We start from the raw sequence: 16177 nt of genomic DNA, 5'->3' as shown, positions 1-16177 counted from the left end.
ATTGATGCGTAGTTCTCGAAAAGTCGTGGTCGTCAGCCAGCACTATCCGCCGGACCACAGCACGACCGCCGCGATCATGTCCGCGATCGCCGAACGGATCGCGCAGGAGTCCGAGGTGATGGTCGTCTCCGGGATGCCGGGCTCGGCGCGGGTGCCGGCGCCCGGGCGGCCCGCCGTCGTCGAGATCAGGAACTGGCTGCCGGGAAAGGCGGCGCTGATCAAGCGCGCGCTGGCCGAGGCGCTGTTCACCGGCCGGATCTTTTTTGCGCTGTTGTCGCGCCTGAAGCGGGGCGACGTGGCGCTGACGGTGACCGCTCCCTTCGCGCTGCCCTATGCGGTTGCCGCCGCGGCAAGGTTGAAGGGGGCCAAGTCGGCGCTGATCCTGCACGACCTGTTTCCCGACGTGCTCGTGATGGCCGGGCTGCTGCGGCCGTCCTCGCTTGTCGCGCGGGCGATGCGCGCGATCAACGCGCTGATGTTCCGGGCCCTGAACGCTGTCATCGTGATCGGCCGCGACGCCGAGAAGCTGCTGCTGCGCTATGGCGGAATGACACAGGACAAGATCAGGTTCATCCCGAACTGGGCCACGCTCGCGCCCGGCAACCGTCCCGTGAGCCCCGACAATCCGTTTCGCAAGGCCATCGCCGCCCGCTTCGTCGTCGGGCTGTCCGGCAATCTCGGCTTCACCCACGATCCGGACATCGTCTTCCAGGCCGCGCGGCTGCTGCGTGACGAAGGCGAGATCCATTTCCTGCTCTCGGGATGGGGCATCGGCTTCGCGCGGCTCAAGGAGCTGCAGGCCACCGCGCGGCTTGCCAACGTCACGCTGGTCGACCGCGTCGCGGACAGCGAGCTCGATGCGCTGCTCTCCAGCGCGGACGTCTGGCTCATTCCCTATCGCAAGGACGTCGCCGGCGTGTCGGTGCCGAGCCGGTTCTACAATCTGCTCGCAGCCGGCCGCCCCGTCATTCTCGTCTCCGAGCCCGAGGCCGAGGCCGCGCTCACCGTCAGCGAAAACCGGCTGGGCTGGGTCGTCACGCCGGGAAGGCCCGATCAACTCGCCGATGCCATTCGCCAGGCGTCGCGATCGCAGGACGCCGCGATGGCCGAGCGCGCGGTCGCGACCGCGCGGAACTTCACTCCCGAGCGGGCGCTGGCGAGCTACGCTGCGCTGGTCCGGGAGCTGCTATCCAATCGCGATGTGGAGCGGACGGTATGAATGATGGTCGCCGGACGGTTCTGGTCACAGGCGCCAGCGGCTTTGTCGGCCGCCACGTGGTGCCGGTATTGGCGCGCAACGGCTGGGTGGTGCGACGCGCGGTGCGAACGGCGCCGCAAGATGCGAACGACGTGACGATCGGCTCGCTCAGCCCGGTCACCAATTGGGGCACGGCGCTCGATGGCGTGGACGCGGTTGTTCATCTTGCGGCCCGTGTTCACCAGCAGTCCGACGAACAGGCGATCGAGCTCTACCGCAACGTCAATATCGAGGGCACGCTGCATCTGGCGCGTTCCGCGGCCGCTGCCGGCGTGCGCGATTTCATTTTCGTCAGCACGATCCTGGTGCATGGGCGCAGCAATTACGGGCGTCCTCCGTTTCGCGAGGACGATGTCCTGACGCCGCGCGGCCTCTACGGAAACTCGAAGGCGGCCGCCGAGGTTGGCTTGAAGGAAATTGTGCCGGGCAGCGGCATGAGGGTGACCGTGATCAGGCCGCCGCTGATCTACGGCGCCGGCGCGAAGGGAAATTTCGCGTTGCTCAAGCGTGCCGTGATCAATCGCATGCCGCTACCGCTCGCGTATGTGAAGAATCGCCGCGCGTTCGTATCGGCGGAAAACCTCGCGTCGTTCATCTTGCATCGGTTGTCGCACCCGGGAGATGATTTCGACGTGTTCCTGGTGGCTGACCGCGAGCAGGTCTCGACGCGGGAATTCGTCGAGCGGCTGGCCCGGGCGGCGGACACCTCGCCGCGTCTGTTCTGGCTGCCGGCGCCGCTGTTGAAGATGGCGCTCGGCATCAGCGGCCGCAAGGAAGCCTATGACAGCCTGTTCGCCTCGCTCGAGCTTGATCTTTCCAAGATCGCGGGCACCGGATGGCAGCAGCCGATCAGCCTCGACGAGGGGCTGCGGCGCGCGCTGCGTCAGACGGACAGCTGAGGCGATCAGAGCGGTCGCGAGAACCGCCGCAACTGCCAGGCGACGGCGAGCGCGCCGGTCAGCAGCAGCGCGATGTCTGCGGTGCGCGAATTGAGGGCAACCGATGCGAATGCGAGCAGCGCCAGCACCGCGTTCAGCGCAAACACCTCGCCGACGACGCGCCACACCGTGAATCCGTTGTCGGTCGCGCGCTGGTAGAAGTGCGAGCGATGCGCGGCCCAGAAAGGCTCGCGCCGCGCCATGCGGCGAAACAGCGTGACAGTCGCATCCGTCAAATAGTACAGTGGCAGCAGCAGCGCGGCGGCGAACTGCCGGTGCAGGGCGAGCTCGAGCAGGCACCAGCCGAGCAGCAGGCCGATCGGCAGGCTGCCGACATCGCCGAGGAATATCCTTGCGACCGGTCGGTTGAACGGCGCGAAGCCGAGCAGCGCGCCGCACAGCGCCGCCGCGACCAGCGCGGGAGCTGCGGGGAGATAGCCGAAGCTGCCGAGCAGGGCGATCGCCACGGTGATCGGCACGGCCTCGGCCGCGGTCATCAGGTCGAGCCCGTCCATGAAGTTGACGAGGTTCACGAACCAGAGGCCGGCGATCAGCAGCAGGCCGCGTTCGAGCCAGACCGGGCCGGCCGGAACCAGCCTCAGACCATCAGGCGCGGAAAACACCACGGCCGCAACGGCGGCGGCCTGCAGCAGCAGCCGCGGGACGACGGGCAGCGAGCGGATGTCGTCGGCAAAACCCACCACCGCGATGAACAGGCAGGCCGCGAAGACGATGAAGGGAATCGTCAGGTTCTGCGATCCGGCCAGGACGATGACGATTCCGCCCGCCAGCAGCGTCGCCGCCGTGACCGCGATGCCGGCACCCTGCGGCGTTGGAATACGGTGCGACGAGCGCGCATTCGGCTTCGCCAGCGCCACACGCAGCAGCAGCGGCCGCGTCGCCTGGATCAGGACAGCCGAGATCGACGCAGCCAGAACCGCCGCGATCAATGACAGGAGGATTTCGAAAGCGCTCATTCTGGTCCGGCTATTGCGATCCCGGGACTCGCGATTGCGATCCCGGGACTTCGATCGGTTCTGTGCCCTTGGCGGCCTTTTCCGGGCTCAGGATCCACACCAGGCCGCCAAACACGCCAACCACGAACGATACCGCGCCGAATAACAGCGAGATGTTGACGCCTTCATTGGCGATCAATCCGGCGTAGCCGAAGGCCAGCGCCATCGTGGCCTCGCGTACGCCCCAGCCTGCGATCGAGATCGGCATCATCGTGATCAGCATCACCGGCGGCAACAATTGGAATATCTGGCCGAAGGTGACGGGCGCGGTGATCGATTTCACCACGCACCAGGCGATCACGACGGTCACGACGTGAATGGCGATCGAGAGAATTGCGACCCTCAATCCGCGCTTGCGGCTGAACAACACCCGGTTCGCGATGACCGCGCAGGCGTGGATGTGATGCGTCGCCCACCATTGCTTTAGCCAGACCCAAGGCAACACGCCGATCAGCAGGAAGCCAAATCCGGCCGCGAGTGCGGCGAGGTCGAGAAGCAGCAACGCCATCCAGCCGTGGGAATCAGAAATCAGCCGATAGCTCCAGGGCAGGGTGGCGGCGATGACGACGGCGAGGGCGATCAGCCCGATCGCGCGGTCGACGAAAATCGAATAGGTAGCTGCGCGCCAGCCCGCACCGGCGCGCGCGACGAGCCAAAGCCTCACCGCGTCGCCGCCGATCGAGGACGGGAGAGTCTGGTTGAAGAAGGTGCCGATCACGTTGAAGCGCATGGCCTGACCGGTCTCCAGCGGGGCGCCGCACTCCACGCTGATCTCCCGCCAGCGCAACACCCCGAGGAAGATCTGCAGGAACGTGACCGCGATCGCGAGGCCGAGCCAGCCCAGGCTCTCGACCTGGATACGGGAGGCAAGGTCGTACAGATTGACCTTGCGCAGCGAGAGATACAGCAGCGCTGCCGAGATCAGGATCTTGACGGTCGAAAGCAGGATTCGGCGCATTTCCGTTCGCGCTGCCAGGTTTCAGAATGTGTCAAAAACAGCGCAAAACGCTTTCGCGCGCCCAAATTCGCCGCCTTGGTATGGTTTCCGCGCCGATCTGGCAATACCCGTGCTGGTCCCTATTGCGGCAGGCGCGAAGGGGTGGCTAAAGGGGCCGGAACGGGGACGGCCGGCCACTCACCGGGGGTTTACGTTACCGGTAAAATCCGACCAGACGCGCGGGGGCGCGTGCTACTGCTTGGATAGTGCTTCCGAGGCAACAGGGTCGCCGGCCGCGACGGCCCGGGCCGATTTGGTGTGTCGTCCGCAGGCGGATACGACAAGACTTGCACGACAGGATTTGAGGCATCGATGGATCGACGAATTATTCCCCTGATCATGTGCGGCGGCGCAGGCACGCGGTTGTGGCCGGCGTCACGCGAGGTGCATCCGAAACAGTTCCTGTCGCTGTTCGGGGCCCGCTCGACCTTCCAGGAGACGCTGCTGCGGGTTTCCGACGCCGGCCTGTTCGAGCGTCCGATCGTGATCACCAACGAGGCCTATCGCTTCATGGTGCTGGAGCAGCTGGTCGAGATCGGGCGCGAGGCCGACGTGCTGCTGGAGCCGATGCGCCGCGACTCGGGGCCTGCGATCGCGGCCGGTGCGGCGTTCGCGCAGAGCCGCGACAGCGAAGCGATCGTGCTGGCGCTGGCCGCCGACCATCTTGTGCGGGACACCGCCGCCTTCGTCGCCGCGTGCCGCGGCGGGTTGGTGGCTGCGGATGCCGGCCGCATCGTGACGTTCGGCGTCAAGCCGGAGCGGCCGGCCACCGAATACGGCTACATCAACCCGGGTGAGGTGGTCGCCGGCGAGGTGCGCGCGGTGGCGAAATTCGTCGAGAAGCCGGATGCCGCGACGGCGGCGGGCTATATCGATGCGGGTTATCTCTGGAACAGCGGCAACTTCATGTTCCGCGCCGGCGTGCTGCTCGACGAGTACCGCAATGTCGATGCGGACAGCGTCGCCTCGGTGGAGCAGTCGGTTGCGTCGGCGGCGCGCGATCTCGGCTTCGTCAAGCTCGATGCGCAGGCCTTCGGCGCGGCAAAGGCGATCTCGATCGATTACGCGGTCATGGAGAAGACATCGCGTGCCGCGGTGGTGCCGGTGGCGTGCGGCTGGTCCGACATCGGCTCGTGGCGCCAAGTCTGGGAGCTGTCGGACAAGGACAGCCTCGGCAACGCTGCGCGCGGCACTGCGGTGTTCGAGGACTCCCGCAATTGTAACGTCTCGACCGACCGGGCGCTGGTTGCGCTCGAAGGCGTCGACGATCTCGTCGTGGTCGCGACCCAGGACGCCGTGCTGGTGTCACGCCAGAAGGACGCCAACGGGCTGAAGCGGCTGGTCGCGAAATTGAAAGTGGCGGCGCCGGAGGTGACCGAGAACCACATCAAGGTACATCGCCCCTGGGGCTCCTATCAGTCGGTCGACAATGGCGATCGCCACCAGGTCAAGCGTATCGTCGTCAAGCCGGGCGGACGGCTGTCCCTGCAGAAGCACCATCACCGCTCCGAGCACTGGATCGTGGTGCGCGGCACCGCGCAGGTCACCGTCAACGAGCTGATCAAGACGGTGCACGAGAACGAATCGATCTACATCCCGATCGGCGCGGTGCACCGGCTGGAGAATCCGGGCAAGATCCAGCTCGAGCTGATCGAGGTGCAGACCGGCAGCTACCTCGGCGAGGACGACATCATCCGCATCGAGGATGACTATCGGCGCACCTGAGGCGAACGGGCCCGCGCTGAAGATCGAGTCGCGGGCGATGTAACTCTTTGAATCAAAACGTGTCCGGATTTCGCCGTTGGCATTCGCCACATTTGTGACGCCGTGCTATAGCGGCTGCCAACGAAGCGGGTCGTGATTTGCGCCAAAGGCGCGGATCGGGCAGAGGGGCCTTGGTGCTGATTCCCTCGGAGCCGGGATGGCTCCCTGAGAAGCCGGGACAACCGCCAGAACGTTACTTGGGGTCTACGATATGAATGCAAAAGTGTCCGCGGCCGGCGCGAAAGCCGATATCGGCCGCGCATTGCGCGTCGGCGTGATCGGCGCCGGCGTGATGGGCAGCAACCATGCCCGCGTGCTGGCCGGACTGCCCGGGGTGCTGCTGATCGGCATCGTCGATCCGCTGCCGGAACATCGCACCCGCGCCATCGACCTGGTCGGCTGCCGCGCCTTCGAAAGCCTCGATCAGCTGTTCGCCGAGGGCATCGATGCGGTGACGATCGCAGCTCCCACCCATCTGCATCACGAGATCGCGCTCGCCTGTATCGCGCGCAACATTCACATCCTGGTCGAGAAGCCGGTCGCATCCACGGTCGAGGAGGGCCGCGAGATCGTCGCGGCCGCCGAGCGGGCCGGCGTCACGCTGATGGTCGGCCATGTCGAGCGTTTCAATCCGGCGGTCGCCGCGATCAAGAAGGCGATCTCGGGCGAGGACATCCTATCGATCGGCATCACCCGGGTCGGCCCGTTCCCGCCGCGAATGTCCAATGTCGGCGTCGTGATCGATCTTGCCGTGCACGACATCGACCTGATCCGCTGGTTCACCGAGTCCGACATCGTCGAGGTGCAGCCGCAGCTCTCGAGCGCCGTCGCCGAGCGCGAGGACATCGCGCTGCTGCAGTTCCGTACCGCTTCCGGCGTGCTCGCCCACATCAACACCAACTGGCTGACGCCGTTCAAGGCGCGCAACGTGACGGTCGCAACCCGCGGCAAGTATGTGATGGGCGATCTGCTCACGCGTCAGGTCACCGAATGTTTCGGCTTCAAGCCGGACGGCAGCTATTCGATGCGTCACCTGCCGGTCGGGCATGACGAGCCGCTGCGCGCCGAACTGATCGCCTTCCTCGATGCCGTACGCGGCGACAAGCTGCCGGCGGTGTCCGGCGACGAGGGCGTGGCGAGCCTCGAGATCGCGATCCGCTGCCTGGAATCGCCCGCGCGGCCCGCCGCCTCGACGATGCGCAAGGGGCCGCGCCGCATCGCCAGCTAATTGCAACTTGAAAACACGCGCGAAAGCTTCATGAACCAGCACATGCGTCCAGAGCCTGTTCCCTTCATAGACATTGCCGCGCAGCGCCAGCGGCTCGGCAAATCGGTCGATGATGCAGTCGCCCGCGTGCTCAACCATTGCCAATTCGTCAATGGCCCGGAAGTGACCGCGCTGGAGAAGGCGCTGGCGGACTATAGCGGCGCAAAGCATGTGGTGAGCTGTTCCAGCGGCACTGACGCGCTCTTGATGGTCCTGATGGCGAAGAATGTCGGGCCGGGTGACGCCGTGCTGTGCCCGTCTTTCACGTTCTGCGCGACCGGCGAAGCGGTAGCGCTCACCGGCGCGACACCCCTCTTCGTCGATGTGGACGAGACGACATTCAATATCGATATCAATTCGCTCAAGCGCGGGGTCGCCACCGCGATGTCGCGTGGCCTAAAGCCGGTTGGTGTCATTCCAGTGGATTTGTTCGGCCAGAGCGCCGATCATGACGCGGTGGCTGCGGTTGCCGAAGCCGAAGGCCTGTTCGTGCTCGACGACGCCGCCCAGGGCTTTGGCGCGAGTTACAAGGGCCGCAAGCTCGGCACCTTCGGGCTTGCGACCGCGACCAGTTTCTTCCCGGCAAAGCCGCTCGGCTGTTTCGGCGATGGCGGCGCGATCTTTACCAATGACGACGAACTTGCGAACGCGCTACGCAGCATCCGTGTGCACGGGCAAGGCTCGGACAAATATGACAATGTCCGCCTCGGCCTCACCGGGCGGCTCGATACCATGCAGGCCGCGATCCTGCTCGAGAAGCTGAAGATTTTTGACGACGAGATCGTGGCACGCAACCAAGTGGCGGAGCGCTACGCGCGCGGACTCGGCAATATCGTGACCGTGCCTCGCCTTGCGCCAGGTTGCACCTCGGTGTGGGCGCAATACACAATCCGCCTGCCGAAAGGGGCCGACCGCGATGCCTTTGCCTCGACGCTGAAGACCCAAGGCATTCCGACGGCGATCTACTACACGAAGTCGATGCACCAGCAGACCGCTTACCGTGATTTCCCGGTCGCCGACGGCGGCCTAGCGATCAGCGAAAGCCTCTCCGACGACGTCATCAGCCTGCCGATGCACGCCTATCTCGACGAGGCGGCCCAGGACCGCGTCATCGCGGCTGTGCGCAGCGCGCTTTCAGCCTGATAGGAAACTTTTTCAGACCGCAATCATGCGCTAGAAGCAGCGCATGCTTGGACGCATCTTCACCGTCGGCGGCTATACCCTGCTATCGCGGGTCACCGGGTTCGCGCGCGACATCATGCTCGCGGCGATCCTCGGTGCCGGGCCGGTTGCCGACGCCTTCTTCGTGGCGCTGCGGCTGCCCAATCATTTCCGCGCGATCTTTGCCGAAGGCGCCTTCAACGCCGCGTTCGTGCCGGCCTATGCCCATGTCCATGGCGAGCGCGGCGAGGCGTCGGCGCGGCTGTTCGCCGACCGCATCTTCACGCTGCTGTTCGCCTCGCAGGTGATCCTGCTTGTCGTGGCGATGGCGTTCATGCCGCAGGCGATGAGCATCCTCGCGCCGGGCTTCACCGAGGACGCGGCGCAGCGCAAGCTCGCGATCGAGCTGACGCGGATCACCTTTCCCTATCTGCTGCTGATCACGCTGGTGACGCTCTATGGCGGCATGCTCAATGTGATGCATCGCTTCGCCAGCGCTGCCGCGGCGCCGATTTTCCTCAACCTCGCCATGATGATGACGCTGGCGCTCGCGGCGTTCTTCCCGAGCGCGGGCCATGCCGCGGCCTGGGGCGTCTTGATCTCGGGCTTCCTGCAATTCTTCCTGCTCGCTGGCGACCTCGCGCGCCATGGCGGCCTGCCGCGGTTCGCGCCGTTGAAGCTCGACGAGGACGTTCGCGGCTTCTTCCGCGCGCTGGGACCGGCGACGCTGGGCTCGATGGGCACCCAGGTGGCGCTGTTCGCCGACACCATCATCGCGACCTTCCTGCCCGCCGGCGCGCTGTCGGCGCTGTATTATGCCGACCGCCTCAATCAATTGCCGATCGGCGTGATCGGGATCGCGATCGGCACCGTGCTGCTGCCGGAGATGTCGCGGCGCCTGAGCGCCGACGATCACGCCGGCGCGATGGCCGCGCAGCGCCGCGCCTTCGATTTCACGCTGCTGTTCTCGGTGCCGTTCGTGGCGGCGTTCCTGACGGTCGCCGATCCGATCATGCGCGCGATGTTCGCCCGCGGCGCGTTCTCCAAGGCCGATGCGGCAAGCGCCGGGGCCACGCTCGCGGCCTATGCGGTGGGGCTCATTCCCTTCGTGATGATCCGCAGCGCGGTCGCGACCTTCTACGCTCGCAAGGACACCGCAACCCCGGTGAAAGCGGCGCTGACCGGGGTCGCGGTCAACGTCGCGCTGAAGATCGCGCTGGTCGGCACGCTGGCGCAGGTCGGCCTCGCGCTCGCGACCGCGGTCGGGGCCTGGGTCAATCTGCTGCTGGTGCTGACGTTTGCCGTGCGCCGCGGCTACCTCGCGCTCGATCGCGCGCTGATCCGCTCGTTCGGCACCTTCGCGCTGTGCGGCGTGCTGCTCGCGGTCGCACTGTGGCTGACCTCGCATTTCGCTTATGTGTGGTTCGCGCCGATGCAGATCTTTCGCGACGAACTGATCCTGCTGCTGCTGATTGCGGTCGGCGTCTTCGTCTACGCCCTCCTGATCCTCATGCTGTTCGGCCGCGGCTGGCTGTTCGCGCTCCGCCGCGTATAGTTTTACCTGTCAAATCAAATGCATAGGAGGCCGCTGTGTGATAGCGCCGCGCGCTGTGGAAAGCGGTTTGCGCTTCGGCGACAACCACGCCAATATGCGCAAAACACACCAAGGCAATTGGAGAGACGATGGCAGCTCCCATCAAATTCGGCGTCGGACAAAGTGTGCGGCGCAAGGAGGACGACGCTCTGATTCGCGGCAAGGGCCGCTACACCGACGACGTTGCACCGTCTCCCGCATTGCACGCGCTGATGCTGCGCTCGCCGCACGCGCACGCGACCTACACGATCGATGCCGGCAAGGCCCGCGGCATGCCCGGCGTGGCGCTGATCCTGACCGCCGCCGACGTCGCCGAACTCGGCGGCCTGCCGTGCCTGTTCAATCTCGAAACCGATCCGTTCACCGCACCGCCTTATCCGATCCTCGCCAAGGACGAGGTGCGCCATGTCGGCGACGCGGTGGCCTTTGTGGTCGCCGACACCGTCGATCATGCCCGTGACGCGATCGAGGCGATCGACGTCAAATGGACGCCGCTGCCGGCGGCGGTCGGCCTCGTCAATGCGGTGAAGAAGGACGCGCCGCAGGTCTGGCCGGACAAGCCTGGCAATGTGCTGTTCGACGTCTCGATCGGCGACAAGAAGGCCGCCGAGGACGCGTTCGCCAAGGCGCATGCGGTGGCCGAGATCACCATCGTCAATCCGCGCGTCATCACAAATTTTATGGAGACGCGCGCCGCGGTCGCCGAATACGACGCCAAGAAGGATCATCTGACGCTGACGATCGGCAGCCAGGGCAGCCACCGCCTGCGCGAGATCCTCTGCGACATGGTCCTGAAGATGCCGAAGGAGAACATGCGGGTGATCTGCCCGGATGTCGGCGGCGGCTTCGGCACCAAGCTGTTTCCCTATCGCGAATATGCGCTGATCTCGGTGGCCGCGCGCAAGCTCAAGAAGAGCATCAAATGGACGGCCGAGCGCTCCGACCATTTCATGGGCGACGCGCAGGGCCGCGACAATCTCACCACCGCGAAGATGGCGCTCGCCGAGGACGGCAAATTCCTCGGCATGGATGTCGACCTGATGGGCGACATGGGCGCCTATCTCTCGACCTTCGCGCCTTACATCCCGCATGGCGGCGCCGGCATGCTGCCGGGCCTCTACGACATCCAGGCCTTCCACTGCCGGGTCCGCACCGTGTTCACCAACACGGTGCCGGTCGATGCCTATCGCGGCGCCGGCCGCCCGGAGGCCGCCTATGTCATCGAGCGCCTGGTCGATGCCGCCGCGCGCAAGCTCGGCATGACGCCGGACGCCATCCGGCGGAAGAATTTCATTCCGCCGAAGTCGCTGCCCTACACGACCGCGACCGGCAAGGTCTACGACTCCGGCGACTTCGTCGCGCATATGAAGCGCGCGATGGAGATTGCCAACTGGAAGGAATTTCCGAAGCGCGCCAAGGCCGCCAGGAAGGACGGCCTGGTGCGAGGCATCGGCATGGCAAGCTATGTCGAGGTCTGCGGCACCATGGGCGAGGAGACCGCCAACGTGGCGCTCGATCCCAATGGCGATATCTCGGTCCTGATCGGCACGCAGTCGAGCGGACAGGGCCACCAGACCGCCTATGCGCAGATCGTCGCCGAGCAGTTCGGCGTGCCGCCCGAGCGCGTCCATGTGCTGCAGGGCGATACCGACAAGATCGCGACCGGCCTCGGCACCGGCGGCTCGGCATCGATTCCGTCCGGCGGCGTCAGCGTGCAGCGGGCGACGCATGATCTCGGCAACAAGCTGAAGGAGCTTGCGGCGCATGCGCTGGAAGCCGGCGCCGGCGACCTAGAAATCGCCGACGGCCGCATCCGCATCGCCGGCACCGACCGCTCGATCAGCTTTGCCGATCTCGCCAAACGTCCCGGCGGCGATACGTCGAAGATGAATGCGAGCGCGACCTTCGCCAGCGCCGACGGCACCTATCCGAACGGCACCCATCTCGCCGAGGTCGAGATCGATCCCTCAACCGGCATCATCAAGATCGTCAGCTACGTCATCGTCGACGATTTCGGCGTCACGCTCAATCCGCTGATGCTGGCGGGCCAGGTTCACGGCGGCGCGATGCAGGGCATCGGGCAGGCGCTGATGGAGCAGGCGGTGTACAGCCCGACCGACGGTCAGCTCGTCACCGGCACGTTCATGGACTATGCGCTGCCGCGCGCCTCCGACGGGCCGTCCTTCGTGTTCGAGACCCATAACGTGCCCTGCACGACCAACCCAATGGGCGTGAAGGGCGCGGGCGAGGCCGGCGCGATCGGCTCGTGCCCGGCGGTCGTCAACGCGATCGTCGAGGGGCTGCATCGCGAGTACAAGATCGACCACATCGACATGCCTGCCACGCCGGAACGGGTCTGGATCGCGATCCGCGAGGCGCAGCGCCGCCATAATCTCTGATAAATTGTCGCAGGCGGAATGAAGATTCCGTCTGCGGTGTTTTGCAAACCAGGCCGGCCGCAGACCCGCGGACCGGGACAGAGCGGAATTGAGGGGTTTTGCCGATGAAGCGGATTGTCGTCGTTGCTGCGGTGCTGGCGTTCGGTGCCGGTGCAGTCGTTGCACAGCAGGATCAAGTCAAGAAGACCCAGGCCATGATGAAGGACAATGGCAAGAATGCGGGTGCGCTGTCGGCAATCATCAAGGGCGAAAAGCCCTACGACCAGGCGACCGTCAATGCCGCGCTGGCCCAGTTCGAGGATACCGCCAAGCAGCTTCCGACGCTGTTCCCCGAGAGCATGAAAGGCGTCAAGCTGGAAGGCGATTACGCCCCTTCGCCGAAAATCTGGGAAGACAAGGCGGGCTTCGCGCAGCAGTCCGCGAGCTTCGCGAAGGTCGTCACCGATGCCAAGGGCAAGATCAAGGACGTCGATACGCTGAAGGCCGAGCTGGGCGTGATCGGCAAGCAGTGCGGCGGCTGCCACGAGACCTATCGCGTCAAGAAGGGCTGATCGCCATTCCATCAACGAAAAGGGCGGACGCTTTAGGGCGTCCGCCCTTTTTTGTGTCGGCCGTTTCTTGTTGGCGTTGCGTCGCGAACGATTACTTCGTCACTTGTTATTTGGTCACCTGGCCGCGGATCTCGCCGCCCGGATTGGCCGCAGTGTGGACGTTGACATAGTACTTGCCGGCGAGCAGATCGGCGGCCTGCGCGTCGGTCAGCGTGGCGCTGCCTTCGACCGGGCTCGACGTCGCGTTCGGGATCGCGACTGCGACACCGGAATTCTTGCCGGCCTCGGCGGGGCCGTGGAAATGCGCGGCGGTAGCCGGACCCGACAGGCCGGAATAGGTCAGCTTCCAGCTCAGCTTCTTGCTGGCGGCATCGTAGTCGATGTCGGCGGTGCCGGTGGCGGCGCTGGTATTCGGCGGCACTTCGCTCTTGCCATCCAGCTTCGCCGTGAACTTCTCGGCAAAGGCCGGACCGGCGAAGGCGATGGCGGCGCCGAGCGTCAGCGTGGCAAGCAAGGTCTTGTTCGACATGGTTCTCTCCCCTTTGACGTCACAGGATGGTTGCAATCTTCAAACAGCAGCTTTTCGGATTTATTCCCCAAATGATCGTGGGTGCGGCAAATTTGATGCGAGCTTGTCCGACTGGTTGCCATCATACTGGTCCATGAATTGACGCGACCAATGACGGATCGGTGAATGCTGCGACGAATTTTCCTCCTGGCGATTCTGGCCGGCGCAATCGGCTTTGGCGTGTTCTGGTGGCTGACGATCCCCACGACCGTTGCCGCCGACGCGCTGCCTGCCTATCAGCCAGACCTGGCCAACGGCCTCACAACGTTCAATGCCGGGGGATGTTCCTCCTGCCATGCCGTGCCGAAGCAGGACGACCGCACGAAGCTCGGCGGCGGGCTCGCGATCCCCTCGCCATTTGGCACCTTCTACGCGCCGAACATCTCGTCCGACCCGAACGACGGCATCGGCCGCTGGAGCGAGGCCGATTTCGTCACCGCGGTCATGAAGGGCACCTCGCCATCGGGCGCGCACTATTTCCCGGCGTTTCCGTATCCGTCCTATCAGCACGCCAGGGTCAGCGATGTGCGCGACCTGTTCGCCTATCTGAAGACCTTGCCGCCGGTCGCCGGCAAGGTGCGCGACCACGATTTGCCGTTTCCCTTCAACATCAGGCGCAATGTCGGGGTCTGGAAATTCCTGTTCATGAACGGCAAGCCGTTCATCGCGGATGCAAGCCGCTCGGCGCATTGGTACCGCGGCGCCTATCTCGTCAACAGCTTCGGCCATTGCGCCGAGTGCCACAGCCCGCGCAATGTCCTCGGCGGCATCGTCACCGCGCAGCGCTTCGCCGGTGGTCCGAATCCGGAGGGCGAAGGCTGGGTGCCCAACATCACGCCGAGGGGGATCTCGGACTGGAGTGTGAAGGATATCGCCTATTTCCTCGAGAGCGGCCAGACGCCGGACGGCGACTCGGCCGGTGGGTCGATGGTGCGCGTGATCCGCAACACCTCGCGACTGTCGTCGTCCGACCGCGACGCGATCGCCGAGTACATCAAGTCGCTGCCGCCGGTCGAGGGACCGCCGAAGCCGGTCAAGAAGGAGAAGGAATTGTAAAGCGGGATGGGTTTGGTTGAATCGGCTCGCCGCGGTTTCGGTTCACCTCTCCCAAGGAAGAGGTGAACTTTCGACCGTTCAAGCTCGACCTGATCTCATCATGCTCTCGCGGGCGCGTCCTACTTCGCGCCGAACGCCTTGAAGGTGATGATGGTGAGGGTGTCCTGGATGCCCGGGATCACCTGAACCTTCTCGTTGATGAAATGGCCGATGTCGGTGTCGTGGTCGACGTAGAACTTGACCAGGAGGTCGTAATTGCCCGCGGTGGAATAGATCTCGGACGCAATCTCGGCCTCCGCCAGTGCGTTGGCGACGGTGTAGGACTGGCCGAGCTTGCATTTGATCTGGACGAAGAAAGGAACCATCAAAGTCGTCTCCGGGGATTTCCGCGACTATAGGCCCAAAACGGGCGGCCAAGGCAAGGGGGCGAGGCAGGGGGTCAAGGTGAGGCCAACTTGCGGTAAAGTCAGGCGAACTTGCTGCCGATCGGCGGCCGGGCTAGGACAGGCCATGGTCTTGTTCGTGATGGTCTCATTCGTATCAACCGCCGGTGCTGCAAGATGACGCCTGTCGCGCTCACCATTGCCGGCTCGGACTCCTCGGGCGGGGCGGGCATCCAGGCCGACCTCAAGAGCTTTGCCGCGCTCGGGGTCTATGGCGCCTCCGCGATCACGGCGCTGACCGCGCAGAACACCACGGGGGTCAGCGGCATCCATCCGGTGCCCGCGTCATTCGTCACCGCCCAGATCGATGCGGTGTTCTCCGACCTCGAGGTCGGCGCGGTCAAGATCGGCATGGTGGCACAGGCCGACACGATCGCTGTGATCGCCGATGGGCTGAGGCGCTGGGCGCCGCGCCATGTCGTGCTCGATCCGGTGATGGTCGCAACCTCCGGTGATCGGCTGCTTGCCGCCGAGGCGGTCGATGCGCTGAAGGTCCTGCTGTTTCCGCTGGCCTCGCTAATCACGCCGAACCTGCCGGAAGCGGCGGCGCTCTTGAACGAGCCGGTTGCCTCAAGCGAGGCCGACGTCGAGCGACAAGGCAAGCGATTGCTGGCAATGGGATGTCGCGCGGTGCTGGTCAAGGGCGGCCATGGGCACGGCGCCGAGAGCATCGACTATCTGATCGACGCCGAGCACAGCATCGCGCTGGCTGCGCCGCGGATTGCGACCGCCAATACGCATGGCACCGGCTGCTCGCTGTCCTCGGCAATCGCCGCAGGGCTCGCGAAGGGCGAGAGCATGGAGACCTCGGTGCGCAACGCCAAGGCCTGGATCACGCAGGCGATCGCCGAAGCCGATCGCTTCGCCGTCGGCCACGGCCATGGGCCGGTGCATCACTTTCACAAATATTACTGACGCTCTTGTAGCCCGGATGGAGCGCAGCGAAATCCGGGACCAGTTCATCCGCGGATGCAGGACCCGGATTGCGCTTCGCTCCATCCGGGCTACGCATTCGATCGCTTCGCTGTTCCATCGCGCTGTGCAGGCAACACAACGCCTCTTCCCCACAGCCGCGACCGCCGATGTCGCCAGATTGTCGCATGCTGCTGTTATCCGCAGAGAAGCGGCGTACTGCTGATTCTCGTTAACTGTTTGTGGGGCCTTG

At 65.1% G+C, this 16177-nt stretch carries 14 protein-coding genes; 10 read left to right on the top strand and 4 right to left on the bottom strand.

Translation table 11 applies throughout. The annotated features are described in order from the left end of the window. Nucleotides 1-4: 4 nt before the first annotated feature. Both Q2M23_RS27085 and Q2M23_RS27080 read left to right on the top strand, forming a co-directional pair. Nucleotides 5-1219: a glycosyltransferase family 4 protein gene (locus tag Q2M23_RS27085; protein ID WP_316397639.1), complete on the top strand. Its 1215-nt coding sequence runs from the start codon at nucleotides 5-7 to the stop codon at nucleotides 1217-1219. Further along, on the top strand, nucleotides 1216-2157 hold the full coding sequence (locus tag Q2M23_RS27080) for an NAD-dependent epimerase/dehydratase family protein (RefSeq protein ID WP_316397638.1): 942 nt from the start codon (nucleotides 1216-1218) through the stop codon (nucleotides 2155-2157). Before Q2M23_RS27085 ends, Q2M23_RS27080 begins: the two co-directional genes overlap by 4 nt. A 5-nt stretch (nucleotides 2158-2162) precedes the next feature. Here the strand turns inward: Q2M23_RS27080 and Q2M23_RS27075 are convergent, their stop codons facing one another. Together Q2M23_RS27075 and Q2M23_RS27070 are read right to left on the bottom strand one after the other, a co-directional pair. Further along, entirely contained in the window at nucleotides 2163-3173 is a 1011-nt protein-coding gene (locus Q2M23_RS27075) for a glycosyltransferase family 4 protein (protein WP_316397637.1), read from the bottom strand. 10 nt (nucleotides 3174-3183) lie between these two features. After that, nucleotides 3184-4170 carry a lysylphosphatidylglycerol synthase transmembrane domain-containing protein gene (locus tag Q2M23_RS27070; RefSeq protein WP_316397636.1) on the bottom strand — a complete coding sequence of 329 codons (987 nt, stop codon included), beginning with the start codon at nucleotides 4168-4170 and terminating at the stop codon, nucleotides 3184-3186. 351 nt (nucleotides 4171-4521) lie between these two features. On the opposite strand from Q2M23_RS27070, the gene Q2M23_RS27065 reads away from it, so the two are divergent. The 6 genes from Q2M23_RS27065 to Q2M23_RS27040 all read left to right on the top strand — a co-directional run bounded on the left by Q2M23_RS27065 (nucleotide 4522) and on the right by Q2M23_RS27040 (nucleotide 12945). After that, a complete protein-coding gene (locus Q2M23_RS27065) occupies nucleotides 4522-5934 on the top strand; it encodes a mannose-1-phosphate guanylyltransferase/mannose-6-phosphate isomerase (protein ID WP_316397635.1) in 1413 nt (470 codons plus the stop codon). A 250-nt stretch (nucleotides 5935-6184) separates the two neighbouring features. Then, nucleotides 6185-7201, top strand: a complete 1017-nt coding sequence (locus Q2M23_RS27060) for a Gfo/Idh/MocA family protein (protein WP_225644523.1) — start codon at nucleotides 6185-6187, stop codon at nucleotides 7199-7201. Nucleotides 7202-7231: 30 nt separating this feature from the next. After that, nucleotides 7232-8383: a DegT/DnrJ/EryC1/StrS family aminotransferase gene (locus Q2M23_RS27055; RefSeq protein WP_225644525.1), complete on the top strand. Its 1152-nt coding sequence runs from the start codon at nucleotides 7232-7234 to the stop codon at nucleotides 8381-8383. 43 nt (nucleotides 8384-8426) lie between these two features. Continuing rightward, the gene (gene murJ / locus Q2M23_RS27050) at nucleotides 8427-9956 is read left to right on the top strand and encodes a murein biosynthesis integral membrane protein MurJ (protein WP_316397634.1); all 1530 of its coding nucleotides are present in this window, start codon (nucleotides 8427-8429) and stop codon (nucleotides 9954-9956) included. A 128-nt stretch (nucleotides 9957-10084) separates the two neighbouring features. Beyond that, on the top strand, nucleotides 10085-12394 hold the full coding sequence (locus tag Q2M23_RS27045; RefSeq protein WP_316397633.1) for a xanthine dehydrogenase family protein molybdopterin-binding subunit: 2310 nt from the start codon (nucleotides 10085-10087) through the stop codon (nucleotides 12392-12394). 104 nt (nucleotides 12395-12498) lie between these two features. Beyond that, nucleotides 12499-12945, top strand: a complete 447-nt coding sequence (locus Q2M23_RS27040) for a c-type cytochrome (protein ID WP_141340701.1) — start codon at nucleotides 12499-12501, stop codon at nucleotides 12943-12945. A 106-nt stretch (nucleotides 12946-13051) separates the two neighbouring features. Here the strand turns inward: Q2M23_RS27040 and Q2M23_RS27035 are convergent, their stop codons facing one another. Continuing rightward, on the bottom strand, nucleotides 13052-13474 hold the full coding sequence (locus Q2M23_RS27035; RefSeq protein ID WP_076825748.1) for a CHRD domain-containing protein: 423 nt from the start codon (nucleotides 13472-13474) through the stop codon (nucleotides 13052-13054). A gap of 165 nt (nucleotides 13475-13639) precedes the next feature. Between Q2M23_RS27035 and Q2M23_RS27030 the strand changes: the two genes are divergently transcribed. Further along, nucleotides 13640-14569, top strand: coding sequence for a cytochrome c (locus Q2M23_RS27030; RefSeq protein WP_316397632.1), 930 nt, complete (start codon nucleotides 13640-13642; stop codon nucleotides 14567-14569). A gap of 119 nt (nucleotides 14570-14688) precedes the next feature. Here the strand turns inward: Q2M23_RS27030 and Q2M23_RS27025 are convergent, their stop codons facing one another. Then, nucleotides 14689-14934, bottom strand: coding sequence for an Lrp/AsnC ligand binding domain-containing protein (locus Q2M23_RS27025; RefSeq protein ID WP_016845986.1), 246 nt, complete (start codon nucleotides 14932-14934; stop codon nucleotides 14689-14691). Nucleotides 14935-15129: 195 nt separating this feature from the next. Here Q2M23_RS27025 and thiD point away from each other — a divergent pair, with 195 nt between their 5' ends. Further along, nucleotides 15130-15927: a bifunctional hydroxymethylpyrimidine kinase/phosphomethylpyrimidine kinase gene (gene thiD / locus Q2M23_RS27020; protein WP_316397631.1), complete on the top strand. Its 798-nt coding sequence runs from the start codon at nucleotides 15130-15132 to the stop codon at nucleotides 15925-15927. Nucleotides 15928-16177 lie beyond the last annotated feature (250 nt).

This window comes from Bradyrhizobium sp. 33ap4 (genome assembly GCF_032654765.1).
Lineage (GTDB): Bacteria > Pseudomonadota > Alphaproteobacteria > Rhizobiales > Xanthobacteraceae > Bradyrhizobium > Bradyrhizobium australafricanum.
Note: the sequence above shows the minus strand (reverse complement) of the source record. Positions and strands in the feature narration are given on the sequence as shown.